The organism is Pseudomonas sp. PA-1-6B, from assembly GCF_021609545.1.
Taxonomy (GTDB): domain Bacteria; phylum Pseudomonadota; class Gammaproteobacteria; order Pseudomonadales; family Pseudomonadaceae; genus Aquipseudomonas; species Aquipseudomonas fluorescens_BV.
Genome location: NZ_WJZM01000001.1, coordinates 264,941 through 290,684 on the forward strand (window position 1 = coordinate 264,941; position 25,744 = coordinate 290,684).

Sequence of the window (25,744 nt, forward strand, 5' to 3'; positions counted from 1 at the left end):
GGCTGTTGAGTGGCGGTCAGTGCCCGGCGGTTTTCGAGAACAGCTGAATCACCACCACGCCCAGCACAATCAGGCCCATCCCCAGCATCGCCGGCACATCCAGCTTCTGCCCATAGATGAACAACGCCGCGATGCTGACCATCACGATGCCCATCCCGGCCCACACCGCGTATGCCACGCCGACCGGCACGGTGCGTACCACTAGGGTCAGCATCCAGAACGCCACGCCGTAACCGACGATCACCAGCAGCAACGGTATAGGGGTGCTCCAGCCTTTGATGGCTTTCATGGAAACGGTGGCGATCACTTCCGAGCAGATGGCGATGGCCAAGTAGTAGTAGGCGGCATTCATGGGGCAATCCTCGAGGTGATGCGCATTTGATAAGGTCGGCATTCTAGAGGTTCGCCAGATGGGGTAAAGTCATTACCTATCTGGAATTGAGATGGGTTGAGCCATGAGCGTGCAATGGGATCTGGAGCAGATGCGGCTGTTTGTCAGCGTCGCCGAGCAGCGTTCGTTTTCTGCCGTGGCCCGTGGGCAGCGCAAGGCGCAATCGGCGGTCAGCAATGGCATTGCCCTGCTGGAGGCGGACTTGGGCGTTGTCCTGTTCGAACGTAGCAGCGGCCGGCAACCGCGCCTGACCGAGGCCGGCAGTGTGTTGTTGGAGGAAGCGCGTGAGGTGCTGCGCCAGTGTGAGCGCCTCACGGGCCGGGCCTTATCGTTGACCCGCGGCGAGGAAGCCTGCCTGCGCCTGGCTCAGGATGAGGCGATGTTGTTCCAGCCTGTGCTCGACAGCCTGGAGGCGCTGGCGGTGCACTACCCGCTGCTGGAGGTGCAGTTGTCCAGCGCAGCTCAGGGCGATGTGGCGCGCAAGCTGGTGGAGCGCAAGGCGGACCTGGGGCTGTTGTTCTATCACGACCAGATTCCCGAAGCCCTGGAGCGAAGGGTGGTGGGCAGTGTGGAAATGGTCACGGTGTGCGGAGTCAATCACCCGTTGGCCAAGGAGCAGTACGTGACGTGCCAACACCTGGCCCAGTTTCGGCAGTTGCTGATGTCGACCCAGACCAGCGTCTACCCCGGCAGCGAGGCGGCCAGCCCCTTGGTATGGCGTGCCGACAGCTTCTACGTATTGGCCGAATGGCTGATGAGTGGCCTGGGCTGGGCCTGGCTGCCTCGGCATATCGTGCAATACCCGACCTATCAGCAACAGATGGTCGAATTGGCCAGCGAATGGACCCCGCCCGCCCTGGTGGTGGAACTGGTGTGGCGCCGCGACGAGCACCTTGGGCCCGCTGCGCGCTTCTTGGCCAAACGTTTTGCTGAGTGCTTGCAGGCGATCGACTGAAAAAGCCGATAAACTCCGCCGCCATGAATAGAACTCTCTACAGCTGTCTGTTTTACCTGGCGCTGCCGTTGGTGGCTTTACGCTTGTGGTTGCGTGCACGCAAAGCGCCGGCCTATGCCAAGCGGGTGGGCGAGCGGTTTTCCTATGGCTTGCCGGTGATGCGGCCCGGCGGGATCTGGGTGCACGCGGTGTCGGTCGGCGAAAGCATTGCCGCCGCCCCGATGGTTCGCGGCTTGTTGGAGCGTTATCCACAGCTGCCGATTACCGTCACCTGCATGACGCCCACCGGTTCCGAGCGGATCCAGGCGTTGTTCGCCAACGAACCGCGCATCCAGCACTGCTACTTGCCGTACGACTTGCCCTGCGCCGCCAAGCGTTTTCTCGACCGCGTGCAGCCTACGCTGGCGGTGATCATGGAAACCGAGCTGTGGCCCAACCATATCCATGCCTGCGCCCAGCGCGGTATCCCGGTGGCGCTGGCCAATGCGCGGCTGTCGGCGCGTTCGGCCAAGGGGTATGCGCGATTTGCCAAGCTGACGGCGCCGATGCTGGCAGAAATGAGCTTGTTCGCGGTACAGACCGAGACAGAGGCTGAACGTTTCCGCAGCCTGGGTGCACGTCCTGAAACTGTGGAGGTGACCGGCTCGATCAAGTTCGACCTGAGCATCGACCCTCAGTTGACTGCCCGCGCCGCCGCCCTGCGTGAACAATGGGGCGCCAGCGAGCGTCCGGTCTGGATCGCCGCCAGTACCCACGAAGGTGAAGACGACGTGGTGCTGGCAGCTCATCGCCTGTTGCTGGCGAACTATCCCAATGCACTGCTGATTCTGGTGCCCCGTCATCAGGAGCGCTTTGGCCCGACGTTTGAGCGCTGCGTGCAGCAAGGGTTTGCCACCGTGCGTCGCTCCAGCGGTGAGCCGGTCACCGAGCAAACCTCGGTGCTGCTTGGCGACACCATGGGCGAATTGCTGTTTCTTTACGCCCTGGCCGACAGCGCATTTGTCGGCGGCAGCCTGGTGCCGACCGGCGGGCACAACCCGCTGGAACCGGCGGCGCTGGGTAAACCGGTGATCATGGGCCCGCATGTCTTCAACTTCCTCGACATCACCGCGATGATGCGCGACGCCGGGGCTTTGCGGGAGGTGGACGATGCCGATGGGCTGGCCGAGGCGGTGCGACAGTTGTTTGAGTTGCCCCAGGACGCACGCAAGATGGCGCAGGCGGGGCTCAAGGTGATGCAGGCCAATCAGGGCGCTTTAAAGCGTTTACTGGATGGCTTGGACAGACTGATCACTCGCTGACAACACCAACCCAATGTGGGAGCTGGCTTGCCTGCGATAGCATCACCTCGGTGTACCAGATATACCGAGGTGTCTGCATCGCAGGCAAGCCAGCTCCCACATGGGTTCGGCGGTGCGCTTAATAGCCGGGGCGGGCCTTGAGCTGTTCGGCAGCGGCTTTGGCCAGGTCCGGCGGCAGGAAGTCTTTGTCCGGGTTGTAGTCGGCCTTGAGATAGCGCGCCAGATCCTGCAAATCCCCCGGGTTGAGCGTGCCTGCCGCCTGCTTCAAGCGCAGGTTATCGAGGATGTAGTCGTAGCGGCTGTTGTTGTAGTTGCGCACTGACGCGTACAGCTGGCGCTGTGAGTCCAGCACGTCGACGATGTTGCGCGTGCCCACCTGATAGCCGATTTCCGTGGCTTCCACCGCGCTCTGGTTGGAGATGATCGACTGACGGCGTGCCTGTACCTGCTCCACATCGGTGTTGACTGCACGGTGCAGGTTGCGGGTGTTTTCCACTACCTGGCGGCGCAGGCCTTCGCGCTGTTGTTCGGTCTGGTCGAGGCGCGAATAGGATTCGCGCACTTGCGAACTGGTGAGGCCGCCGCTGTAGATCGGGATGTTCAAGCGCAGGCCGACGGTGCGTTGCGACACATCGCCACCGTACGGGATAGGCAACTGATTCGGGTTGCTGAAGCCCAGGGCGTCGTTGTCGCCTTTTTCGTATTGCGCAACCGCATCGAGCGTCGGCAAGTGGCCGGCTTTGCGCTGCCGAAGGGTTTCTTCAGCAGCGGTTACCGCGTAATTGCTGGCGAGCAGGTTGAGGTTCTGGCGCCCGGCGGTTTCGACCCAGGCCTTGGCATCGTTCGGCGCCGGCGGCAACACCGGCAGCGTATGGACGATGCCTTGGATCGAGTTGTATTGGCGGTTGGTCAGGGTGATCAGCGCTTCGAAAGCGTCGTCCACCTGGCGCTGGGCCAGGATGCGGTTGGCCCGGGCAGTGTCGTAGCTGGCCTGGGATTGCAGCACATCGGTCTTGTCCGACAGGCCCACATCGAAGCGTTCGTTGGACTGGTCGAGCTGGCGCTTGAAGGCATTTTCTTCGGCCTTGGTCGACGCCAGGTTGTCCTGGGCGCGCAGTACGGCGAAGTAGCTTTCGGCACTTTGCAAAATCAGGTTCTGCTCGGAGGCCGACAGTTGCAGCGAGGCTTGCTCGTTGACCGCTTGGGCGGCTTGCAGCTGGAACCAGCGGTCGGCACGGAACAGCGGCTGGCTCAGGGTGGCGCGCCAGGAGTGGGCGTCACGGTTGGCCGTGGCGGCCGGTTGGTCGATTTGGGTGCGCACGTTATTGCTGTCGGCACCGGCTGACAGGTTCGGCAGCAAACCTGCGCGGGCCTGGGGCACTACTTCTTTTTGCGCGCCGTACTGCGCACGGGCAGCGGCCAGGTCGGCGTTGTTGTTCGCCGCTTCCTGATAGACGCTGACCAGGTCGGTGTTGGCGGACAAGGGCGCTTCAGCTGCCCAGACCAGTCCGTTGGTCGCACAAGACACGGCAACAGCCAGTGAGAGTTTGCGCAGCATGAGGCGATCCCTAATTTTAATATTACGACTATAATTTAGCGCTCAAGGCTAAGGCTGGCCATGCCTGGCGTCAAGCCTTGAAGCAGTGCCCGAGTGTAGTGGCCGGACCTGCGCACAACAATCCCACGATCACGCCATTCATCACGCTGAATGCACCGCTATTGGCAATTTGCCCACGCCATGGTCTAGACTGGTCGCGTTCTTGTCGGGGTGCCTTGTTGGAAGGCTGAGATCGGTAAATACCGGATCCCGTTGAACCTGATCAGGTTAGCGCCTGCGTAGGGAACAAGATTTCTCGTCACCCGGCGAGTCCTCTTGTGCTTCGTCCGGGATGTTGTTCGACAATCGAACAGCCCTCGTGCGCCAAGCACAGCACTGGTTCCAGTGCGTCCGTCCGTCACAGGTTCGCTCCGACAAAAATCCACCGCCTGGATAAGTTGGAGAGCCTGTGATGAGTACAAAACTAAAAAATACCGTGCACCTGAGTGAATCGGCCAAGGTCGACTCCGGCTCCGTGCAGCCATTTACCCGCTCGCAAAAAATCTACGTGCAGGGCTCGCGCCCGGATATTCGCGTGCCGATGCGTGAAATCAGCCTGGACGTGACCCCCACTGAGTTTGGTGGCGAAATCAACGCCCCTGTAGTGGTCTACGATACCTCCGGCCCCTATACCGACCCCAATGTCATCATCGACGTGCGCAAAGGCTTGGCCGATGTGCGCTCGCCGTGGATCGAAGAGCGTGGTGACACCGAGCGGCTGGCCTGCTTGAGTTCACGCTACGGCCAGGAACGTCTGGATAACCCCGACCTGGCCTACCTGCGCTTTGCCCACCTGCAAAACCCGCGTCGGGCCAAGGCCGGCGCCAACGTCAGCCAGATGCACTACGCGCGCAAAGGCATCATCACGCCAGAAATGGAATACGTGGCCATCCGCGAAAACATGAAGCTTGAGGAAGCCCGCGCCAGCGGCCTGCTCAAGCAACAACATGCCGGGCACAGCTTCGGCGCCAGTATTCCGAAAATCATCACGCCCGAGTTCGTGCGCGAAGAAATCGCCCGCGGCCGCGCAATCATCCCGGCCAACATCAACCACACTGAGCTGGAACCGATGATTATCGGCCGTAACTTCCTGGTGAAGATCAACGGCAACATCGGCAACAGCGCCTTGGGTTCGTCCATTGAAGAAGAAGTGGCGAAGATGACCTGGGGCATTCGCTGGGGCTCGGACAACATCATGGACCTGTCCACTGGCAAGCATATCCATGAAACCCGCGAGTGGATCATCCGTAATTCGCCCGTGCCGATCGGCACCGTGCCTATCTATCAGGCCCTGGAAAAAGTCGACGGCGTTGCCGAAGACCTGACCTGGGAGCTGTTCCGCGACACCCTGATCGAACAGGCCGAGCAAGGCGTGGACTACTTCACCATTCACGCCGGCGTATTGCTGCGCTACGTGCCGCTGACCGCCAATCGCGTCACCGGCATTGTCAGCCGTGGCGGCGCGATCATGGCCAAGTGGTGCTTGGCCCATCACAAGGAAAACTTTGCCTACACGCATTTCGAAGAGATCTGCGAAATCATGAAGGCCTATGACGTCAGCTTCTCCCTGGGGGATGGCCTGCGCCCGGGGTCTGTGGCCGATGCCAACGACGCTGCGCAATTCGGTGAGCTGGAGACTCTGGGCGAGCTGACCAAGATCGCCTGGAAACACGACGTGCAAACCATGATCGAAGGCCCCGGCCATGTGCCGATGCAACTGATCAAAGAGAACATGGACAAGCAGTTGGAGTGCTGCGACGAGGCGCCGTTCTACACCCTCGGCCCGCTGACCACTGATATTGCGCCGGGCTACGACCACATCACCTCAGGCATTGGCGCGGCGATGATCGGTTGGTTCGGTTGCGCCATGCTCTGCTACGTCACGCCCAAGGAGCACTTGGGGCTGCCGAACAAGGATGACGTGAAGACCGGGATCATCACCTACAAGATTGCGGCCCACGCGGCCGACCTTGCCAAAGGCCACCCTGGCGCGCAGATTCGCGATAACGCCCTGAGCAAGGCGCGCTTCGAATTCCGCTGGGAAGACCAGTTCAACCTCGGCCTGGACCCGGACACCGCACGGGCATTCCACGACGAGACGTTGCCCAAGGAATCGGCCAAGGTCGCGCATTTCTGCTCCATGTGTGGGCCTAAATTCTGCTCGATGAAGGTCACCCATGAGGTGCGTGAGTACGCGGCCAACCAGCGCATTGATGCGGTGGATGTGGACGTGGCCAAGGGTTTGGCCGAGCAGGCTGAGCGGTTCAAGCAGGAAGGTAGCCAGCTCTACAAGAAGGTCTGATCCATAGACGGCGGTGTCCGCACCGCCCTCATCGCGGGCAAGCCCGGCTCCCACAGTTGGCCGAGTGGTACACAGATTTTGTGTTCACAAACGGTCCCCTGTGGGAGTCGGGCTTGCCCGCGATAGCGATCCGACAAACACCCAATCTCCCTCTGTAATAACACCCTTGAACCGTCAACCGATCAACGGCGTGCGGGCACCAGCTCAGGCTTGATCACACCGGTGAGGCGCGTATAGGGCAGGGTGATTTCGATCAGCCCCTGTGCGTAAGGGGCGATGGTGCTGACGTTGTACTTAAGCACCACACCGCCGCTGGTCAGGGCCACGTTCGGGGTTTTCTGGAACGGCCAGCTCTTCACGAACTCCGGATCGCGGTCCATCTTGGTGCTGATCAACCAACTGTTGTGGGCAACTTTCGCGGTGTTCCAGAAGGCCTGCTCCTGGCCGGGCAGCAGCATGTCGGCCAGGGTCAGTTCCTTATGCAGAATCCGTGAATAGTTGATAAACCCACGGCCTGGCTCGCCGTGGGCGACACCGGTGTCCAGGTAGCTGGACACTTCAACGATCACCAGTCCGTCATGCTGGTCACGTACCTTGGCTTGCAAGTACATGCCATGGCGGTCCGGCGACTCACGCAGGAAGGTGTTCCGGTAGGCGTTCAGGCTCGCCGGTACGCTGGCGCCAGGCGTGGTGCGGGTCATTTGCAGCAAACGCTGTTCCACCAGGCTGTCGAGTTGTGGCTCGGTGGGGAAATGCACGGTGTCGATGTTCACCAGCGGGCAGGCTGGACTGTCACAGCCGGGCTTGATCTGCTCCGATTTGTCGGTGGTAACGTCCAGCGGCTTGAGATAGGCGGGTTGGAACAGGCTCTGGCAAGCACCCAGGGTCAAGGCAATACAGGCCACGGAGGCGATTTTTAAAAGCGACATGTGTGTCCTTCGTAAATCGATGGAAAGCGAAAAGAGTAGCGCTTGGACTGCCAACGTGGCCGCCAGTTCGCCACTAAACTGATTGCAGCGAGTTTGACGCTCGCCGCCTCTCCCGGCAACCGCAAAGGGGCTGCATCAACGGGCGTCGGCGCGTTAGGATGGCGCCCATTGCACGAGCTTAACGAGGGACAGCATGACGGACATCGCGAAGTCGACGCCGAACAAGATCGAGATTGTTCAGCGTGACAATGCCTATAAAGGCTTCTACAAGCTCGATCGCGTGCAACTGCGCCACGAAAAATTCGACGGCGGCATGAGCCGGGTGATCAACCGCGAGGTGTTCGTGCGTCATGACGCCGTGTGCGTGCTGCCCTACGACCCGCTGCGCGATGAGGTGGTGTTGATCGAGCAGTTCCGCGTCGGCGTCATGGGCCGCGCCGACAACCCCTGGCTGGTGGAGATGGTCGCCGGCCTGATTGACAAGGATGAGCAACCCGAGGAGGTTGCACACCGCGAGGCCGAGGAGGAAGCTGGGCTGACATTCTCCGCGCTGTGGCCGATCACCAAGTATTTCCCGTCGCCGGGCGGCAGTACCGAATTTGTCCACCTGTACCTGGGCCGATGCGACAGCTCGGGCGCGGGTGGTGTCCATGGATTGGAAGAAGAAGCAGAAGACATCCGCGTCACCGTCTGGGCATTCGAAGATGCCTTGCAGGCGGTGCGCGATGGCAAGATTTCCAACGCAGCCAGCATTATCGCCCTGCAATGGCTTGCGCTTAATCGCGCGGAAGTGAGGGGGTTATGGCAGTAAAGGCACGGGAACGTTATCGAGTTGACCTGATCGGGCTGCAAGCGGCCTGCGAGGCCAACTATGCGCGGCTGATGCGCCTGCTCCCGGACATGCGTCACACTCCCCAGGCGCGGCGAATCGCCGTCACCCATGGCGACCAGATGCTTGGCGTGCTGACCCTGGAAGTCATTCTCACCTGCCCATACACCACCACCCTGCGGGTACGCCAGGAACACAGCCTGCCGTGGTTGCCGGTGCCGCAACTGGAAGTACAGGTGTACCACGACGCCCGTATGGCCGAAGTGATCAGCGCCGAGCACGCACGACGCTTTCGCAGCATCTACCCTTACCCGAATGTGTTCATGCACCAGCCCGATGAGAAAGCACAGCTCAATGTGTTCCTCGGCGAATGGCTCAGCCACTGCCTGGCCTTGGGCCATGAGTTTGAAGTGGTGCGGTAAATGTGAACTGTGCCTGCTTCCTTGGGTTTCCTCTTTGTGTCCTGCCCCAGCATAATCGCGCCAAATGTCCATTCCTGTAGTTGCCAGGGAGAGCGCCTTGCCGAGCGTATCCGCCGTGAATCCTGATGCCGTGTTGCTGGTGCAGTTGTCCGACAGCCATCTGTTTGCCGACGCTGACGCCACGCTGCTGGGCATGAATACCCGTGAAAGCCTGCAGCGGGTGGTCGAGCTGGCGCGCGCGCAACAGCCGACCATCGACCTGATACTGGCGACCGGCGACTTGTCTCAGGACGGCACGCTGGCGTCCTATCAGCAGTTTCGCGATTTGACCGCTCCCCTTGGCGCCCCGGCGCGCTGGATTCCCGGCAACCACGACGAACCGCAGGTCATGGCCCAGGCTGCCATGCACAGTGATTTGCTCGAACCGGTGGTGGATATCGGCAACTGGCGTATCACCCTGCTGGATTCGGCGGTACCCGGGTCGGTGCCGGGTTACTTGCAAGACGAGCAACTGCAAAGGCTGGCGCAGGCCTTGAGCGAAGCGCCGGACCGCCATCATCTAGTGTGTTTCCATCATCATCCGGTGCCCATCGGCTGTGCGTGGATGGAGCCGATCGGCCTGCGCAACCCCGAGGCGCTGTTTGCCGTGCTTGAGCGCTTCCCGCAGACCAAGGCATTGCTTTGGGGCCACGTGCATCAGGAGATCGACGGCGACCGCAACGGTGTGCGACTGCTGGCTTCGCCGTCCACCTGTATCCAGTTCGCGCCGGGAAGTGAGGATTTCCAGGTCAGCGAGCAGGCGCCGGGTTATCGCTGGTTGCGTTTGCATGGCGACGGACGGTTGGAGACGGGGGTAGAGCGTTTGGTGGGCTTCGCATTCACCGTCGATTACGGCAGCAACGGCTATTAAGACCTGCAAACACTGATCAAAGGGTGGGAGCTGGCTTGCCTGCGATGGCGGTGTACCTGGCGCTGACTCGTTGACTGAATCGCCGCCATCGCAGGCAAGCCAGCTCCCACATTGGGTCCGCTTCTGCCTGCATTCCCTGTAAACTGCGCCTCTTTGGCCCCAGCACGGAGAGCCCGGCATGTCCGCTTCGATCCTGTATATCCACGGTTTCAACAGTGCGCCGGCTTCCAACAAGGCCAGCCAGTTGACCACTGTGATGGGCACCCTCGGCCTGTCCGACCAGCTACGTGTACCGGCGCTGCATCACCACCCTCGTCAGGCGATTCTTCAATTGGAGCAAGCGATTGCGCAACTGGGCCGGCCACTGCTGGTCGGCAGCTCACTCGGCGGCTACTATGCAACCCATCTTGCAGAACGCCATGGTCTCAAGGCGTTGCTGGTCAACCCGGCGGTCAGTCCCCATCGGATGTTCGACGGTTACCTGGGCACCCAGAAGAACCTCTACACCGATGAGACCTGGGAATTGACACAGGACCACGTCACGGCCCTGGCCGAGCTGGAAGTACCGGCGCCCCAGGATGCCGCGCGTTATCAGGTGTGGTTGCAGACCGGGGACGAAACCCTGGATTATCGCCTGGCCCAACAGTATTACCGGGCCTGCGCCTTGCGCATCCAGGCCGGTGGCGACCATGGCTACCAGGGGTTCGCCCAGCAATTGCCGGCACTGTTGTGCTTTGCCGGCATTGGCGCAGATCAGTTTCAATCCTTCGATTTTTCGTCACTGTAGAAAATCGCAGGTCACTTTTTAATCGAACGACTCACGACGAGACCCCATGGCCACTCCCAGCGCTAGCTCTTATAACGCCGACGCCATCGAAGTCCTCTCGGGCCTCGACCCGGTGCGCAAACGCCCCGGCATGTATACCGACACCAGTCGGCCGAACCACCTTGCCCAGGAAGTCATCGACAACAGCGTCGACGAAGCCTTGGCCGGGCACGCCAAGTCGGTGCAAGTCATCCTTCACGCCGACCATTCCCTGGAAGTGTCCGACGATGGTCGTGGCATGCCGGTGGACATTCACCCCGAAGAGGGTGTGCCGGGCGTCGAGCTGATCCTTACCAAGCTCCATGCCGGCGGCAAGTTCTCCAACAAGAACTACCAGTTCTCCGGCGGTTTGCACGGCGTGGGTATTTCCGTGGTCAACGCGCTGTCGACCCTGGTGCGGGTCAAGGTCAAGCGCGATGGCAACGAGTACCAGATGACTTTCGCCGATGGCTACAAAGCCACCGACCTGGAAGTGATCGGCACCGTTGGCAAGCGCAACACCGGCACCAGCGTGTACTTTGCGCCGGACCCCAAGTATTTCGATTCGCCCAAATTCTCCATCAGCCGCCTCAAGCACGTGCTCAAGGCCAAGGCTGTGTTGTGCCCGGGCCTGCTGGTCAGCTTTGAAGACAAAGGCACCGGCGAGAAGGTCGAGTGGCACTACGAAGACGGCCTGCGTTCCTACCTGGAAGACTCGGTCAGCGACTTCGAACGCCTGCCCAACGAGCCGTTCTGCGGCAGCCTGTCGGGTAATAAAGAAGCGGTGGACTGGGCGCTGCTGTGGTTGCCCGAAGGTGGCGACAGCGTGCAGGAAAGCTACGTCAACCTGATCCCCACGGCCCAGGGCGGCACCCACGTCAACGGTTTGCGCCAAGGCTTGCTGGATGCCATGCGTGAGTTCTGCGAATACCGCAGCCTGTTGCCGCGTGGCGTCAAGCTGGCGCCGGAAGACGTGTGGGAGCGCATCGCGTTCGTGCTGTCGATGAAGATGCAGGAACCGCAATTTTCCGGCCAGACCAAAGAGCGCCTGTCGTCCCGCGAGGCGGCGGCGTTTGTCTCTGGTGTGGTCAAGGACGCGTTCAGCCTGTGGCTCAACGAGCATCCCGAGCTGGGCCTGGCCCTGGCGGAGCTGGCGATCAACAACGCCGGCCGGCGCTTGAAGGCCAGCAAAAAGGTCGAGCGCAAGCGCATCACCCAGGGCCCGGCACTGCCGGGCAAACTGGCCGATTGCGCCGGGCAAGACCCGATGCGTTCCGAGCTGTTCCTGGTCGAAGGTGACTCCGCCGGCGGTTCCGCCAAGCAAGCGCGGGACAAGGAGTTCCAGGCGATCCTGCCGCTGCGCGGCAAGATCCTCAACACCTGGGAAGTCGACGGCAGCGAAGTGCTGGCCAGCCAGGAAGTGCACAACATCGCCGTAGCCATCGGGGTCGACCCGGGTGCGGCGGACATGAGCCAGCTGCGCTATGGCAAGATCTGTATCCTCGCCGACGCCGACTCTGACGGCCTGCACATTGCTACCTTGCTGTGCGCGTTGTTCGTCCAGCATTTCCGCCCGTTGGTGGATGCCGGTCACGTCTACGTCGCCATGCCGCCGCTGTACCGCATCGACCTGGGCAAGGAAATTTTCTACGCCCTGGACGAAGCCGAGCGCGATGGCATCCTCGACCGCCTGGTGGCCGAGAAGAAACGCGGCAAGCCACAGGTCACGCGATTCAAGGGCCTGGGTGAAATGAACCCGCCGCAACTGCGCGAAACCACCATGGACCCGAACACCCGGCGCCTGGTGCAGTTGACCCTGGAAGACTTCGCTGCCACCTCGGAAATGATGGACATGCTGCTGGCGAAGAAACGCGCTGGCGACCGCAAGACCTGGCTTGAATCCAAAGGCAACCTGGCCGAGGTTCTGGGCTGATGCGCACAGGCTTCGCCCTGGCGATCCTGATGTTGAGCGGGCTGGCGGTCACCCAGGTGGCCGCAGCCAGCGTGGCAGAACTCAAGCTGGTCTCGGAACACCCGGTTGACGGCATGCACGGTGGGAACCTGTCGGGCCTGGCGTTGTGTGGCAACGAGCTGTGGACGGTTTCGGACCGCGATGACGACCAGATCTACCGCCTGGATACCCGTGCGCCGACGTGGAGCGCGCAAGCGCTGAAGATCGACGTGCCGCCCGTGCCCGAGTCCGGCCTGCCTTGGGGCTTGCGTTCGCGCACCAAGGCCGCTTCGTTCATACGTGGTGGTGACCTGGACTTTGAAGGCATCAGCTGTGATGCCGCAGGCAATCGTTATATTGTCAGCGAAGCCCATGCCGCAGTGTTGCAGGTGCCCGCGACGGGCGCGCCGGAGTGGTTGAAAATCGCGCCGGGCATGGTGCGTGAAGCCAGGGCCAGTGGCATGTTGCTGCACTTTAATGCCTTGTTCGAAGGCTTGGCGGTAAACCCTGAAGGCAATCAGATCTGGCTGGCTGCCGAGCGTGAACGCCGTGGCCTGGTCTCGATCAAGCGTGGGCAGAGCGTATGGGATTGCGATGGTCGTTGTGTATTGTTGAGCGAGGCCGGCCAGGAAGTGCAACCGGCGCAGTTCCCCAACGCCAAGGCCGTGTCCAAGGACTTTGCCGACTTGTCGCTGTTCAACGGCAAGCTGTTTACCCTGGAGCGCAATGCGTTCCAGATCTGCCGGCGCGACCCGCTCACGGCCAAGGTTGAGCTGTGCTGGTCGTTTGCCGACGAAACCCTGACGCCACAGCGACGTTACCCGCAGTCGTATGGCCTGGCTGAAGCCCTGTTGGTGGATGCCGACGGTGCCTGGGTCGGGATCGACAACAATTTTGGCCCGCGTGCCGATGGTGAAAAACGCCCGATCGTCTATCGTTTTGCCGCTCCGGATGGCGGCTGGAGTGCCCAGCCATGAATCGAGATTTTTTTGAATTGAATCAGCGCAGCGGCAGTTCCGCTGCGCCTTACCCCATGATGAGGCCCGCATGAGTGACATCCTCGCAGACAGCTTAGATGGCGTAGAACGCCGGTCGCTGGCTGAATTCACCGAAAATGCCTACCTCAACTACTCCATGTACGTGATCATGGACCGTGCCTTGCCGCATATCGGCGATGGCCTGAAGCCCGTGCAACGGCGCATCATCTACGCCATGAGTGAGTTGGGCCTGGACGCCGATTCCAAGCACAAGAAGTCGGCGCGTACCGTCGGTGACGTGCTCGGTAAGTTCCACCCCCACGGCGATTCGGCGTGCTATGAAGCGATGGTGCTGATGGCCCAGCCGTTCAGCTACCGCTATACCCTGGTGGACGGCCAGGGTAACTGGGGGGCACCGGATGACCCCAAATCCTTCGCCGCCATGCGTTACACCGAGGCGCGGCTGTCGCGTTATTCCGAAGTGCTGCTCAGCGAGCTGGGCCAGGGCACTGCCGACTGGGGGCCGAACTTTGACGGCACCCTCGACGAACCCCTGGTGTTGCCGGCGCGTTTGCCGAATATCCTGCTCAATGGCACCACCGGTATTGCGGTCGGCATGGCCACCGACGTGCCGCCGCACAACCTGCGCGAAGTCGCCACCGCCTGCGTGCGCTTGCTGGATGAGCCCAAGGCTACGGTCGAGCAGCTCTGCGAGCATATCCAGGGCCCGGATTACCCGACCGAAGCAGAGATCATCACGCCGCGCGCCGACCTGCTGAAGATGTACGAAACGGGCAAGGGCTCGGTGCGTATGCGTGCCGTGTACCACATTGAGGACGGCGACATTATTGTGACCGCGCTGCCGCACCAGGTATCGGGTGCCAAGGTGCTGGAGCAGATCGCCGCGTTGATGCAGGCCAAACCGTCGAAATTGCCGCAAGTGGCCGACCTGCGTGACGAGTCCGACCACGAGAACCCATGCCGCATCGTGATCATCCCGACCAACAGCCGGGTGGATCACGAAGTGCTGATGCAGCACTTGTTCGCCAGCACCGACCTGGAGTCCAGCTATCGGGTCAACGTCAATATCATCGGCCTGGACGGCAAGCCGCAGTTGAAGAACCTGCGCAATCTGCTGGTGGAGTGGCTGGAGTTCCGCGTACAAACCGTGCGCCGCCGCCTGCAATTCCGCCTCGACAAGGTTGAGCGCCGCTTGCACCTGTTGGACGGTTTGCTGATCGCCTACCTCAACCTGGATGAAGTGATCCATATCATCCGTACCGCCGAGCATCCGAAGGCCGAGCTGATCGCGCGTTTCGAGCTGAGCGAAATCCAGGCGGACTACATCCTCGACACCCGCTTGCGCCAGTTGGCACGCCTGGAAGAAATGAAGCTGCGCGACGAGCAGGATGCACTGCTCAAGGAACAAGCCAAGCTGCAAGCCCTGCTGGGCAGCGAAGCCAAGCTCAAGAAGCTGGTGCGCAGCGAACTGATCAAAGACGCCGAAACCTATGGCGATGACCGTCGCTCGCCTATCGTCGAGCGCGCTGAAGCCAAGGCCCTGACCGAAACCGAGCTGTTGCCCAACGAGAAAATTACCGTCGTTCTGTCGGAAAAGGGTTGGGTTCGCTCCGCCAAAGGGCATGATATTGACGCCACCGGCCTTTCGTACAAAGCCGGTGATGGCTTCAAGACCGCTGCCGCCGGGCGTTCCAATCAGTTCGCGGTGTTTATCGACTCGACCGGGCGCAGTTATTCGGTGCCGGCCCACACCCTGCCGTCTGCGCGGGGGCAGGGCGAGCCGTTGACCGGGCGCCTCACGCCGCCACCGGGGGCGAATTTCGAGTGCGTGCTGTTGCCGGACGATGATTCGCTGTATGTCATCGCCTCCGACGCCGGTTACGGTTTCGTGGTCAAGGGTGAAGACCTGCAGGCCAAGAACAAGGCGGGCAAGGCGCTGTTGAGCCTGCCGAACAACGCCAAGGTGATTCTGCCGAGGCCGGTGGAGGATCGTGAAAGCAACTGGCTGGCGTCGGTGACCACCGAAGGGCGTTTGCTGGTGTTCAAGATCAGCGACTTGCCGCAGTTGGGCAAGGGTAAAGGCAACAAGATCATCGGGATTCCCGGTGACCGGGTGGCCAGTCGTGAGGAGTATGTGACTGACATCGCCGTGGTCCCGGAAGGCTCTACCCTGGTGCTCCAGGCCGGCAAGCGCACGTTGTCATTGCGCCCTGACGACCTTGAACACTACAAGGGTGAGCGTGGCCGGCGAGGTAACAAACTGCCACGAGGCTTCCAGCGAGTGGATGCCTTGCTGGTCGAAACGCCGGTTTAAGCGGTACTAGAGGCCTCGATCTACGATTTAACGCGTAGATCGATGCTTTCGCGCTGGAGTCATGGCGCATATTCACGGATGATATGGCCTTTCCAGCGCCGGCGTGGCCGAGCGTGTTCAGGTTATTTTTAGTATTACATTGTGGTTCGCCTTGTGGCAGCCACTTGGATGGGATGATGACTGCTCCACGCCTTCCTCTATTTTTGATGCTCGCTGGCCTTTTGGGGTTGGCGGGTTGCAGCACACATCAACCGGTGTCGCTGTACCAGCTGGACAGCGGAAGTCCGGCTCAGCCAGCCCAAACCGCTGGCATGGCAGTATTGCTGGGGCCGGTAGTCGTTGCCGATTACCTGCAACGCGAAACCCTGCTTCAACGTCAGAACGACGGCAGCCTGCAAGGTTCCACAGATGGTCGTTGGGCCGGTAGCCTGTCGTCGGATATCAACCAGCTGATGTTGCGTCAGGTCGCCGGCCAGTTAGACAGCCAGCGAGTGGTCCTGGCGCCGGGACCCTCCGGGTTCACCCCGGATGTACAGGTGTTGCTGACCATTACGCGGCTGGATTCCGGCAAGTCGCAACCGGCGATCCTGGATGCACAGTGGCGCCTGATCGACCGTCGCGGGCAGGTGCGGGACAACCGCATTGTGCACCTGCAGGAAGAACACGCCGGCACCACTGCGTCCCAGGTCCAGGCCCAGGGTGTGCTGTTGCAGCACTTGGCACAGCAGTTGTCGGTGGCCCTCAAACCACTGGCCAACCAGCCGCCGATTGCCGAAGCGCAGCCGCGTAAACAGGCCCCCGCCCAGGCCAAGCCTGCGGCCCCGGAAAAACCGAAGATGCCGATGGCCACGCCGATTCGCACGGATCTGGAAGTGTTCAGGTTCTGATCTGAGATTTTTTTTGAAAAAGCCCGCCAAGCCCGCGGGCTTTTTCATGCCTGCTGTAAAACGCCAGCGCCTAATTCTGCGTACCTGTTAATTCTGACAGTATCCAGCTGCGCATAAGGTCTCTAGTGTGATTTCAGTCCTATCTCTTAAGGTACTGAGCTCATGAAAAAAATATCGATCTTCCTCGCTTGGTTTTTTTGTAGTGCATTAAGTGTTGCTCTCATGGGCTGTAGCCATGAAGTTAATCGTGAATTTGGCGGCCTTGAAAATGATGAACTTCCGCCAGCCGAAGGTGAACTGTCAAGCTTGAGTCAGATAATCCGCCCTGTGACGGGCACCAAGAGAATGTTGGTCACGGTAACCCATTGGCAGGGAGAGCGTGTGTTGGACAGGGATCAGGTGGAGTTGCATACGCTGTCTACTGATCCTAATTCATTACGCTCTTATATTCTGGCTGCGTCCGGTGGAAAGCTGAAGTTGGAGGGGCGGGTAGTGGAGGCGACGTCTGGACCGAAGCCTGAGGGATGCTCTATGTCCACGTCTATCGCGGAGGGTCGCAAGACTGCCGAAAAGAATGGCCTTAATCCCGATGATTTCGACTATGAAATTAACATCGTTAATTGTGGCGGTGGCGCCTTGGCCTATACCCCCGGTAGGCATGTTGGAGTGTTTGGCAAGGCAGGCTCACCGCATGTTTACAAGCACGAGCTTGGTCATAATTTAGGCTTTAGTCATGGGGGAAGCCTCATAGGCTGCCCCCGCAATGGCGCGTCTGTGAGTGCGCCTGTTGATTGCACTTACGTTGAGTATGGAGACACTGGTGACTCAGTGTCAGGTGGTGGCACGCTTTATCCTGCGGTCAGCCGCCGCTATGCCGGCTGGCTGGATGATGGCCAGGCGACGACTATCACGCGCACCGGCCTTTACAGTTTGAAGGTGTTGGGACGCGAAGGCCCGCAGCTGTACCTGATCAAGATCCCTGAAACCCATTCGCCCGGTGGGGCCTACTACCCGTTGTTGTCGCTGGAATACAGGAAACCTACGGTCTTTGATAACTTTCCGGAGAATGACAACCGGGTCAATGGCGTGTGGATGCGTTATGCGAGGGAGCAAGGCGTGCAGAATGTGCAGATTGATGCCACGCCAGAGACGCCAAGAACCAACGATCCTACGCTACTTGCGGGGCAGACATTTGAGGACTCTTCCCGCAAGGTTAAAGTGCTTGTGTGCAGCGCCGGGCCGGACGAGGCGATAGTCGCGGTCGCGCTTGATGGGGCGGGTTTTCCTTACTGTACAACCACGGTCCCCGCTCCCGTCATTGCGGTCCCCCTCGAGGGGGCCAGTACCGGTAAACAGCCAGTATTTGCCGGCACTGCCTGGCCTGGCGCACGTATTGAAATAGTAAATGCTTCCAAGCCTGCGGAAGTCGAGGGCACTGCCATTGCCGATGGCAACGGCAACTGGTCGGTGTACTCGCTGTCAGTGCATGATGTTGGCAGTTATTCCTATACCGCTCGACAAACTTTTGGGGGAAGAACCTCGGTGTTATCTGGCAATCGCAGCTTCAAGGTGGCTGAACTGAGCGTGCCTGCGGCAATAATCGAGACCCCCGCCCAAAATGTCGAAGTTGGCCGCCTGCCGCAAGTGTCAGGTACCGGTGTCCCTGGTGCTACTGTGGTGTTGCTTAAATCCTACGATCCTTACAATCCGCTGGCCACTACTAGGGTCGATGGCTATGGCCGCTGGTCAGTGCGCATAGAGCGCCCTCTACCGATAAGTCCACCCGCCTTTACCATGACCGGCTATCAAACCCTTGATGGAAAACGTTCGGGTTGGCTGGCGAACAGGACACTCAAGGTTGTTGATGTACCTGATCCGGCGATTATCCAAACGCCGGCCCAAAGCGTCAGAACGGGCCGCCGGCCTTTTGTGACCGGTACGGGTGTAGCAGGTGCTACTGTTGTGTTGATGCAGTCGTACAAACCTGAAAATATTTTAGCCACTACTACCGTCGATGGTTATGGGCGATGGGCCACGCAGGTTGATAATCGGCTGCCGATAAGCCCACCCGCCTTTACCATGACTGGATATCAGTCGATTGAGGGGAAAAGATCCGGTTGGTTGGCCAATAGAACTATCCAAGTTGTCGATGCTCCCGATCTGGCGATTATCGAAACCCCTGCACAAGGTGTGAAAACAGGACGACGGCCAGTTGTGTCAGGTAGTGGTATTGCGGGCGCGACCGTCGTGTTGCTCAAATCGGGTGACCCGTATAACGCCTTGGCGACCACCACTGTCGATGGCTATGGACGCTGGTCGGTGCAGGTTGATCAGCCTCTGCCGGTCACAAACTCCTTTGTCATGACGGGCTATCAGCAGCTTGACGGTAAAATCGCCCGCTGGTTGGCGAATAGGACCTTCCAGGTAGTGCAGGTTCCCGATGCTCCGGTTATCGAAACCCCTGCCGAAAATCAGACCGTTGGCCGCCAGCCTCTTGTAAAAGGCACTGGCGTTGTGGGGGCCGTGGTTGAGTTGAATCAGGAGAACAGGCCCGGAGTTCCACTTGGGTACGCGGTTGTCGATGGTTTTGGACAATGGTCTGTCCAGATAGAAAGGCCGCTACCCGTCGGATCCAACTTTAAAATGAGTGGGTATCAGCTTTTGGACCAGGTCAGGTCAGGCTGGATTCCACGCCGAACCATAAATGTCGTGGATAGCAAGAAAATCAAATAGTACTAGAAAGCCCGCAGGTGTTTGTTCTCTGCGGGCTTGTGATCATCAGTGCATTAGTCTTGGAGTCGACCCTTGTTGCGGGTCTCATGCATCCGCGCCAACTGCCGCTCCAGCATCGATGGATACGGCTCCATCAACCGCTCCACACAACTGGCCCCTTCAGGGCTGGCAATCGGGCGGATACGTGCGCGTTGGCGGATCAGCGTGTCTTCACTGATCTTGCGCTCCACCAACAGCAGGTTACGGCTGTGCTGGGACAAGGCCAGGGCATCCTGGGCGATTTCGGTCAGCAGCAGGTCGATCTGGCTGATGCCAAACAGGTCGTCACCCACGGTTAGACCCAACTGCAGTTGCAGGGTAATGCCGCTGTCCGCCACTTCGATCTGCAGGGCATGGCCCAGGGCGCGCAACAGCTCGCCGCAGCAGATGGCATTGGTCAGGTAGTCCTCGCCGCTGTCTTCGCTGTGGAACAGCATCAGCGTGCTGCCATCGTTCAGGGTGTGCAGTTCGCTCTGGTAGAGCGAAGCGGCCTGGTCGAGGCAGTCGCGGTAGCGTTCGAGCAGTTCGGTCAGGCGGGCACGGGGCAGGCGGCGCAGTTGATCCTGGGCACCCAATTGCACGGCGAGTACGGCGCTGTGCTGCGGCTCGGCGTTCTTGACCGCAACCGGTTTGGGCGCAGCGACTGGGGCGGCCGCCGAGGTGTCGCGCAGGTCGGCGAACGGGTCTTCGTCGTCCAACTCGTCTTCCTCGGCCTTGATCACATGGCGTGGCGCAGGCTTGAGGCCGGCCACCGGGGCGCTTTCGTCGAAGCCCGGGTCGCGCAGGTCGCGCACTTCAAACTCAGGCTCGTCGGCGTAGTCCTCGGCGTCGTCGTACTCAGGCTCGGGCTCGACTTCAGGCGCTTTTGGCTCCGGGGCAAAGCTGGCGTGGAGCTGGCGCGCGAGGTCGCCGATTTCGTCCTGGCGATCAGTGGCCGGGGTGTGTTCGTCGATATCCCGCAGCCAGATGCGCAGTTGCATCAACGGCGTGGAGATATGCCGGCCCAGGCGCAGGCTCAAGGCCAGGGCCAAAGCGAGCAGGATCGCGCTCAGAATGCCCATGCTTTGCAGGCTGATGGTCATCGGCTGCTGGAACTGTTGCATATCAAGGCTGATACGCAGTTGGCCGGCCTTCACGTCCTGGAACGTAATATTGCTCTGATACAGGCCTTCGGCCTCACCGAGCAGGCCGTTTTTCGGGCGTTGCCCGGCCTCGGCCATGATCCGGTTGTCCACGCTATAGATAGCGGCGTGGGCCACGAGCGGGTTCTTGGTCAGGTTGTTGAGCAACACGTTGAGGCTGAGGATGTCGTTGGACACCAGCAACTCAGTCGCCGAAGTGGCAGTCTGGGTTGTCAGGCTCGCGCCCAGGGCGTCAGCTTGCTCGTGCATGGCCTGCTTGAACTGCAAACCCATCACGCAGGCGTAGATCACCAGGGCCAGAGCGACCAGGATCACGTTATGGCTGGCGATGCGCAATGCAATCGGTACACGGCGATGGCGCAGTGCCCGGAAGATCAGCAGGAAGAAGTTATCGGTTTTTACTGGCGTGGGCCGGTTCACTTGCGCTCGGCTCTTGGTCCGTGAAGTTGACGCGCAGTATAGCGACAGGCCCATGGCCGGCAAAGCGCTGGCTGTGCCCGATGGTCACTGAAAGTGGGTAGAATGCGGTTTTTTTCCAGCCTGGGGGTGCGCTTTGCGCGAAATTGTCCTGATCAACATCACGGGTGAAGACCGGCCGGGTCTCACCGCAGCCATTACCGGCGTCCTGGCCCAGGGTGGTGTGAACATTCTCGACATCGGCCAGGCGGTGATCCACGACACCTTGTCGTTCGGCATCCTGGTGGAGATCCCCAGCACCGAACAGGCCTCCTCGGTACTCAAGGACATCCTGTTTACGGCGTATAAGCTCGATCAACAGGTACGTTTCACCCCGGTGTCCGAAGCTGACTACCAGCACTGGGTCGAAGGCCAGGGTAAAAAGCGCCATATCGTCACCCTGTTGACCCGCAAGGTAACGGCTGAGCAGTTGCAGCGCGTCAGTTCCATCACCGCGCAATACGGATTGAATATCGACCATATCGACCGTCTGTCGGGTCGCATGCCCTTGGACACTCCGGCTGACAAAGGCAAGGGCTGCATCGAGTTCTCCGTGCGCGGTGAACCGGCTGACGCGCAAGCGCTGCGCGCCGATTTCCTGAGCGTGGCCCAGGAACTGAATGTCGATATCGCCTTCCAGGAAGACTCCCTGTTCCGTCGCAACCGCCGCCTGGCGGTGTTCGACATGGACTCCACCTTGATCGAAGCCGAAGTCATCGACGAGCTGGCCAAGGCGGCCGGTGTGGGCGAGCAAGTCTCGGAGATTACCGAGCGCGCGATGGCCGGCGAGCTGGATTTTCGTGCCAGCTTCAAGGAGCGTCTGGCGCTGCTCAAAGGCTTGGACGTTGGCGTGCTGGACTCGATCGGCGCGTCGCTGCGCCTGACTGAAGGCGCCGAAACCCTGTTCGCCGAACTCAAGCGCCTGGGCTACAAGACCGCCATCCTGTCCGGCGGCTTCACTTACTTTGCCAAGCAGTTGCAGGCCAAGCTGGGCATTGACTATGTATTCGCCAACGAGCTGGAAGTGGTGGATGGCAAAGTGACTGGCGTCGCGGTGGAGCCGATTGTCGACGCCCAGCGCAAGGCCGACCTGCTCAAGGAATTGGCCCATAAGGAAGGCTTGCGCCTGGAGCAGACCATTGCGGTCGGCGACGGCGCCAATGACTTGCCGATGCTGGCGATTGCCGGGTTGGGCGTGGCCTTTCGCGCCAAACCCTTGGTCAAGCAGTCGGCCAAGCAGGCGATTTCGACCTTGGGGTTGGATGGCGTGCTGTATCTGCTGGGCTTGCGTGACCGCGACGGTCAGCTATAAGCCGATCTCACTGTAGAAATACAGGCAAAAATGCGGGAGCCGGGCTTGCCCGCGATGGCGGAGTGTCAGTCAACACATCATTGACTGAACTGCCGCTATCGCAAGCAAGCCCGGCTCCCACATAGGATCTCACCAGCAATATCAGGCTTTAGCAGCGGCGATACCCTGGCCCATCTGCACCGGCGTACCCGCTGCCAGTTCTTCAGCCCACTTCACCTGGTCCGGCCCGAACAACACGATGGCGGTCGATCCCAGTTTGAAGCGACCCAGTTCCGCACCTTTCTCCAGATGAATCGGCGCGCGGGCCGCTTCGTCGTAGCGGAAGGTTTTCAGCTCGCGTTTCGGCGGCGTCACCAAACCGGCCCACACGGTTTCAATCGACGCAACGATCATCGCACCTACCAACACCACGGCCATCGGGCCGCGTTCGGTGTCGAACAAGCAAACAACGCGCTCGTTACGGGCGAACAGTTCCGGCACGTTTTCGGCGGTGGTCTGGTTGACCGAGAAAATCCGTCCTGGCACATACACCATTTCGCGCAGGGTACCGGCCAGTGGCATATGTACCCGGTGGTAGTCCTTGGGCGACAGGTAAATAGTCGCGAAGTCGCCGCCCATGAACGGCGCAGCCATTGCCGCATCGCCACCGAGCAGTTCCAGCACGCTGAAGCTGTGGCCCTTGGCCTGAAAGATACGGCCATGTTCGATCGGGCCAAGCTGGCTGACCGCGCCATCGGCAGGGCTCAGCACTGCGCCTGGGGTTGGATCCAACGGGCGGGCGCCGTCTTTCAGCGCGCGGGTGAAGAAGGCGTTGAAGTGCTCGTAGGCGGTCAGGTCTTCCACCAGGGCCTGGGACATGTCCACCTGGTAGCGCTTGGCGAACCAGGCAGTAAAGGCGTTCTTGAACCAGCGCACGCGGCACTCGGCGATACAGCCGGCCAGGCGCGACAGCAAGTGGTGCGGCAGCAAGTACTGGCTGAGGATAAACAACTGCTTTTTCATAACTGTCCTTAAACCTTAAATCTCAACGGGGGTGTCGGGGTGGTTGCCCCATTCGCCCCAGGAACCGGCATAACCTTTGACTCGCGGATAACCGAGCGCCTTGGCCACCAGGTAGGTGAAGCCAGAGCGGTGGTGAGTCTGGCAGTGGGTGATGATTTCTTTGTCTTTGGTCAGCCCGAGGTCTTCGAGGATTTGCGGCATGTCACGGCGGATACGCAGGTTGCGCGCCTTGTCCATGCCGGCGGTCCATTCGAAGTTCACCGCGCCGGGAATGTGGCCGCCCTTGGCTGCGAGCACTTTCTCGCCGGAATACTCCAGCGGGCCACGAGCGTCCCAGATCCCCAGGTCGGCCGCGCCGAGGCGGCTTTGCAGGTATTCGCGGGTGGCTGTGGGGCCGTCGTGCAGCGTAAGGCTGACCGGGCCGCCGGCTGCTGGGGGCACATCGGTGGAAAGCGGGTGCCCTTCCTCCAGCCAAGCCAGCAGGCCGCCGTCGAGGTAGTGATATTTCTGGTGGCCGATCACGTCGAGCATCCAGATAAAACGCCCGGCCCAACCGCCGCCTTCGTCGTCATAGACCACATAGGTGGCGTCCGGGGTGTGGCCCAGTTCGCCGAACAGTTTTTCCAGGTCGGCCTTGCTCGGTAGCAAGCCAGGTGCCGGTGGCTGGCCCAGTTGGGTGCGCTTGGGGTCAACGAAATGCGCGCCGGGGATATGCCCTTCGGCGTAGCGGGCGATACTGGTGAGGTCCACCAGTATCAGGTGCTTGGAATCGAGGCGACCCAACAGGTCGGCGGATTCGATCACCAGCGGCAAGCCAGAGAAGTCAGGCATGTGAGGTCTCCTGGGCACAAATGTTGGCGATAAAGGCCGGTGATTGTAGCGCAAGCATCAGGCGCTGCGGTTGGTAAAGCTGTGCAGGGCTTTCTCGATGCATTGGGCGGTTTTGCCGAACGCCTGCACGGTGGTTTCCGAGAACGGCCCGCCGCCCTGGTCCGCCACGATCAGCATGACCACACGGCCGTTGCAGCTCAGTGAGCGCAGCAGCAGATGCTCGCCAATAAACAGACGACGCAGGATCGATGGCAGCAATGCGGAAAACTGCGCATGGTTGTCGGGGTTCAGGCGTACCTGGGCGGACTTTTCCAGCAGGCGTTGCAGTAACGTGCTGTTGACCACATCCAGGCTCAGGTGAGCCGCATCCTTGGGCAGGCCGTCGGCCTGGTGTACACGCAAGGTGCTCAAGGCGCGATCTGCCATGAATATCAGTACCCGCTGCATGCCACTGGCCACCAGGGCTTCCTTGGCGCAAGTGGTCAGGTGCATGGCGTTGGCAAAGCGGCTCGGCTCCACCAGCAACTCGGTGCAACGCGTGCGCCACACGGCCAAGGCTTCGGCAGTGGGCGGTGGTGCAGGCAGCAAGCCGCGATGGACTTTCTGTACGTGCCACGGCCAGATCAGCGACAGCGCCGGGTGCCAGAGGTCGGGCATCAAGGTGGTACGAGCACTGGTCACCGCTTGCTGGTGGGCTTGCTGTTGCACATCGCTCAACGGCGTTTGCAGGTACAGCGCCGTCAGGTATTGCCAGCGCTCGGTGTGCGGGCAGGTCCAGGATTCCTGGGCCGACATCGCCAGGCCGTTGGCCAGCAACACGGTGTTGGCCGGCTGGTTCAGCCAGCGTCGCAGGTTGGGCTCGGCATCGAGCAATTGCTGGTGGCGCAGGGCATCGTCTTGACGGGCAATGTGCAGCGCCTTGACCAGCAGGCGTTGCTCGGCCAACAGCAACTTGTAGCCCTGCGAAACCCAGATCGGCAGGTGCCAGGCTTCGGTCAAGCCCAGGCACAGGTCGAGCAAGCGCACGCCGAACAGCTGTTGCTCGACCTGGCGCGCCGATTGGCCTTTATGGATCACCCGTAACTCCCATTCCTCCAGGAGCTTGGGGTAGGCAACGGCCATCGGCCACAGTGGCGACAAAAACAGCAGGCTGCCCCAGTGGATGTCCTGCCACAGCCGCGCGAGGCGACTGCCGAACAAACCGTTGGCTTGCTGGGATGCGTGCTGGCTGATCAGCAACAGCTGACGCAAGGCCACGGGGATTTCCCGGGCGGGTACCGAAGGCAGGCGCGCCAACAACTCTTCGGCACGTTTGAGGCCAAGGCGGTTAAGCGCGACTTCCAGATTTTCCGCTGGTTCGGCCAGGCTGCCGTGGGCTTGGCTGTTGGCTTCGCGCATCACGCTCAGCACCAGGGCCGGACTGTTTTGCATCAGCTCAGCAATATCTCGCAATGAACTGCGGCTATCGCGAATGGCTTTACACACACGTTCATGGCTGGCCTGGGGCACGGGCAGCAGCACGTCGTCCAGGCACTTGATCCAAGCGGCGAGGGTAGTAGGGCGGTTTGTTGGGACTGTCGTTTCAATTGCCATGATTGGGGCGCGATCATCACTTGCGTTCAACACGCCCGGAACGGG

General features: G+C 60.7%; 20 protein-coding genes and 1 riboswitch. Of the genes, 13 read left to right on the plus strand and 7 right to left on the minus strand.

Translation table 11 applies throughout. The annotated features are described in order from the left end of the window. Positions 1-16: 16 nt before the first annotated feature. Complete coding sequence (locus tag GIV35_RS01135; RefSeq protein WP_003188013.1) at positions 17-352, minus strand: DMT family transporter; 336 nt, start codon at positions 350-352, stop codon at positions 17-19. Between the two features lie 103 nt (positions 353-455). Between GIV35_RS01135 and GIV35_RS01140 the strand changes: the two genes are divergently transcribed. Next, positions 456-1,346, plus strand: coding sequence for a LysR family transcriptional regulator (locus tag GIV35_RS01140; protein ID WP_032893879.1), 891 nt, complete (start codon positions 456-458; stop codon positions 1,344-1,346). Between the two features lie 23 nt (positions 1,347-1,369). After that, entirely contained in the window at positions 1,370-2,647 is a 1,278-nt protein-coding gene (waaA, locus tag GIV35_RS01145) for a lipid IV(A) 3-deoxy-D-manno-octulosonic acid transferase (protein WP_213153576.1), read from the plus strand. 118 nt (positions 2,648-2,765) lie between these two features. Here the strand turns inward: waaA and GIV35_RS01150 are convergent, their stop codons facing one another. After that, positions 2,766-4,205 (minus strand): TolC family outer membrane protein, encoded by a 1,440-nt coding sequence (locus GIV35_RS01150; RefSeq protein WP_032893875.1) that lies wholly within the window; start codon positions 4,203-4,205, stop codon positions 2,766-2,768. Positions 4,206-4,401: 196 nt separating this feature from the next. Then, positions 4,402-4,507: riboswitch (TPP riboswitch) on the plus strand. Positions 4,508-4,656: 149 nt separating this feature from the next. Here GIV35_RS01150 and thiC point away from each other — a divergent pair. After that, positions 4,657-6,546, plus strand: coding sequence for a phosphomethylpyrimidine synthase ThiC (gene thiC / locus GIV35_RS01155; RefSeq protein ID WP_034125634.1), 1,890 nt, complete (start codon positions 4,657-4,659; stop codon positions 6,544-6,546). Positions 6,547-6,728: 182 nt separating this feature from the next. Here the strand turns inward: thiC and GIV35_RS01160 are convergent, their stop codons facing one another. Then, on the minus strand, positions 6,729-7,475 hold the full coding sequence (locus tag GIV35_RS01160; RefSeq protein ID WP_054896254.1) for an RsiV family protein: 747 nt from the start codon (positions 7,473-7,475) through the stop codon (positions 6,729-6,731). Between the two features lie 193 nt (positions 7,476-7,668). On the opposite strand from GIV35_RS01160, the gene GIV35_RS01165 reads away from it, so the two are divergent. From GIV35_RS01165 to GIV35_RS01205, 9 genes are all read left to right on the plus strand, one after another. Next, positions 7,669-8,286, plus strand: a complete 618-nt coding sequence (locus tag GIV35_RS01165; RefSeq protein WP_198714728.1) for an NUDIX domain-containing protein — start codon at positions 7,669-7,671, stop codon at positions 8,284-8,286. After that, on the plus strand, positions 8,277-8,726 hold the full coding sequence (locus tag GIV35_RS01170; protein ID WP_073524857.1) for a DUF1249 domain-containing protein: 450 nt from the start codon (positions 8,277-8,279) through the stop codon (positions 8,724-8,726). The genes GIV35_RS01165 and GIV35_RS01170 overlap by 10 nt, the downstream gene beginning before the upstream one ends. 97 nt (positions 8,727-8,823) lie before the next feature. Further along, on the plus strand, positions 8,824-9,636 hold the full coding sequence (gene cpdA / locus GIV35_RS01175) for a 3',5'-cyclic-AMP phosphodiesterase (RefSeq protein WP_105225540.1): 813 nt from the start codon (positions 8,824-8,826) through the stop codon (positions 9,634-9,636). A gap of 178 nt (positions 9,637-9,814) precedes the next feature. Beyond that, positions 9,815-10,423, plus strand: a complete 609-nt coding sequence (locus GIV35_RS01180; RefSeq protein WP_014716651.1) for a YqiA/YcfP family alpha/beta fold hydrolase — start codon at positions 9,815-9,817, stop codon at positions 10,421-10,423. A 46-nt stretch (positions 10,424-10,469) separates the two neighbouring features. Further along, positions 10,470-12,374 carry a DNA topoisomerase IV subunit B gene (gene parE, locus GIV35_RS01185; RefSeq protein ID WP_003188026.1) on the plus strand — a complete coding sequence of 635 codons (1,905 nt, stop codon included), beginning with the start codon at positions 10,470-10,472 and terminating at the stop codon, positions 12,372-12,374. After that, positions 12,374-13,369, plus strand: coding sequence for an esterase-like activity of phytase family protein (locus GIV35_RS01190; protein ID WP_198714725.1), 996 nt, complete (start codon positions 12,374-12,376; stop codon positions 13,367-13,369). The genes parE and GIV35_RS01190 overlap by 1 nt, the downstream gene beginning before the upstream one ends. Positions 13,370-13,439: 70 nt before the next feature. After that, positions 13,440-15,704, plus strand: coding sequence for a DNA topoisomerase IV subunit A (parC, locus tag GIV35_RS01195; RefSeq protein WP_020301636.1), 2,265 nt, complete (start codon positions 13,440-13,442; stop codon positions 15,702-15,704). A gap of 173 nt (positions 15,705-15,877) precedes the next feature. Beyond that, complete coding sequence (locus GIV35_RS01200; RefSeq protein WP_032873461.1) at positions 15,878-16,591, plus strand: PqiC family protein; 714 nt, start codon at positions 15,878-15,880, stop codon at positions 16,589-16,591. A gap of 162 nt (positions 16,592-16,753) precedes the next feature. Continuing rightward, positions 16,754-19,324 carry a hypothetical protein gene (locus GIV35_RS01205; protein WP_236264123.1) on the plus strand — a complete coding sequence of 857 codons (2,571 nt, stop codon included), beginning with the start codon at positions 16,754-16,756 and terminating at the stop codon, positions 19,322-19,324. A gap of 53 nt (positions 19,325-19,377) precedes the next feature. Here the strand turns inward: GIV35_RS01205 and GIV35_RS01210 are convergent, their stop codons facing one another. Beyond that, entirely contained in the window at positions 19,378-20,925 is a 1,548-nt protein-coding gene (locus tag GIV35_RS01210; RefSeq protein WP_236264122.1) for a histidine kinase, read from the minus strand. A 133-nt stretch (positions 20,926-21,058) separates the two neighbouring features. On the opposite strand from GIV35_RS01210, the gene serB reads away from it, so the two are divergent. After that, a complete protein-coding gene (gene serB, locus GIV35_RS01215) occupies positions 21,059-22,273 on the plus strand; it encodes a phosphoserine phosphatase SerB (RefSeq protein WP_003188034.1) in 1,215 nt (404 codons plus the stop codon). A gap of 141 nt (positions 22,274-22,414) precedes the next feature. Here the strand turns inward: serB and asd are convergent, their stop codons facing one another. Genes asd through GIV35_RS01230 form a run of 3 tightly spaced genes read right to left on the minus strand, consistent with a single transcriptional unit; the run spans position 22,415 to position 25,699 of the window. After that, the gene (gene asd, locus GIV35_RS01220; protein ID WP_054896259.1) at positions 22,415-23,275 is read right to left on the minus strand and encodes an archaetidylserine decarboxylase; all 861 of its coding nucleotides are present in this window, start codon (positions 23,273-23,275) and stop codon (positions 22,415-22,417) included. A gap of 15 nt (positions 23,276-23,290) precedes the next feature. After that, complete coding sequence (locus GIV35_RS01225) at positions 23,291-24,106, minus strand: rhodanese-like domain-containing protein (protein ID WP_236264121.1); 816 nt, start codon at positions 24,104-24,106, stop codon at positions 23,291-23,293. Positions 24,107-24,163: 57 nt separating this feature from the next. Next, positions 24,164-25,699, minus strand: coding sequence for an HDOD domain-containing protein (locus tag GIV35_RS01230; protein ID WP_105225546.1), 1,536 nt, complete (start codon positions 25,697-25,699; stop codon positions 24,164-24,166). Positions 25,700-25,744 lie beyond the last annotated feature (45 nt).

Excerpts from the sequence above, each read along its gene's own strand:
- GIV35_RS01190 (WP_198714725.1), top strand. The coding sequence starts at position 12,374 with ATGCGCACAGGCTTCGCCCTGGCGATCCTGATGTTGAGCGGGCTGGCG.
- GIV35_RS01165 (WP_198714728.1), top strand. The coding sequence starts at position 7,669 with ATGACGGACATCGCGAAGTCGACGCCGAACAAGATCGAGATTGTTCAG.
- GIV35_RS01230 (WP_105225546.1), bottom strand. The coding sequence starts at position 25,699 with ATGGCAATTGAAACGACAGTCCCAACAAACCGCCCTACTACCCTCGCC.
- asd (WP_054896259.1), bottom strand. The coding sequence starts at position 23,275 with ATGAAAAAGCAGTTGTTTATCCTCAGCCAGTACTTGCTGCCGCACCAC.
- GIV35_RS01135 (WP_003188013.1), bottom strand. The coding sequence starts at position 352 with ATGAATGCCGCCTACTACTACTTGGCCATCGCCATCTGCTCGGAAGTG.
- GIV35_RS01150 (WP_032893875.1), bottom strand. The coding sequence starts at position 4,205 with ATGCTGCGCAAACTCTCACTGGCTGTTGCCGTGTCTTGTGCGACCAAC.
- parE (WP_003188026.1), top strand. The coding sequence starts at position 10,470 with ATGGCCACTCCCAGCGCTAGCTCTTATAACGCCGACGCCATCGAAGTC.
- GIV35_RS01180 (WP_014716651.1), top strand. The coding sequence starts at position 9,815 with ATGTCCGCTTCGATCCTGTATATCCACGGTTTCAACAGTGCGCCGGCT.
- parC (WP_020301636.1), top strand. The coding sequence starts at position 13,440 with ATGAGTGACATCCTCGCAGACAGCTTAGATGGCGTAGAACGCCGGTCG.
- GIV35_RS01160 (WP_054896254.1), bottom strand. The coding sequence starts at position 7,475 with ATGTCGCTTTTAAAAATCGCCTCCGTGGCCTGTATTGCCTTGACCCTG.
- thiC (WP_034125634.1), top strand. The coding sequence starts at position 4,657 with ATGAGTACAAAACTAAAAAATACCGTGCACCTGAGTGAATCGGCCAAG.
- GIV35_RS01170 (WP_073524857.1), top strand. The coding sequence starts at position 8,277 with ATGGCAGTAAAGGCACGGGAACGTTATCGAGTTGACCTGATCGGGCTG.
- GIV35_RS01225 (WP_236264121.1), bottom strand. The coding sequence starts at position 24,106 with ATGCCTGACTTCTCTGGCTTGCCGCTGGTGATCGAATCCGCCGACCTG.
- GIV35_RS01200 (WP_032873461.1), top strand. The coding sequence starts at position 15,878 with ATGATGACTGCTCCACGCCTTCCTCTATTTTTGATGCTCGCTGGCCTT.
- waaA (WP_213153576.1), top strand. The coding sequence starts at position 1,370 with ATGAATAGAACTCTCTACAGCTGTCTGTTTTACCTGGCGCTGCCGTTG.
- GIV35_RS01140 (WP_032893879.1), top strand. The coding sequence starts at position 456 with ATGAGCGTGCAATGGGATCTGGAGCAGATGCGGCTGTTTGTCAGCGTC.
- GIV35_RS01205 (WP_236264123.1), top strand. The coding sequence starts at position 16,754 with ATGAAAAAAATATCGATCTTCCTCGCTTGGTTTTTTTGTAGTGCATTA.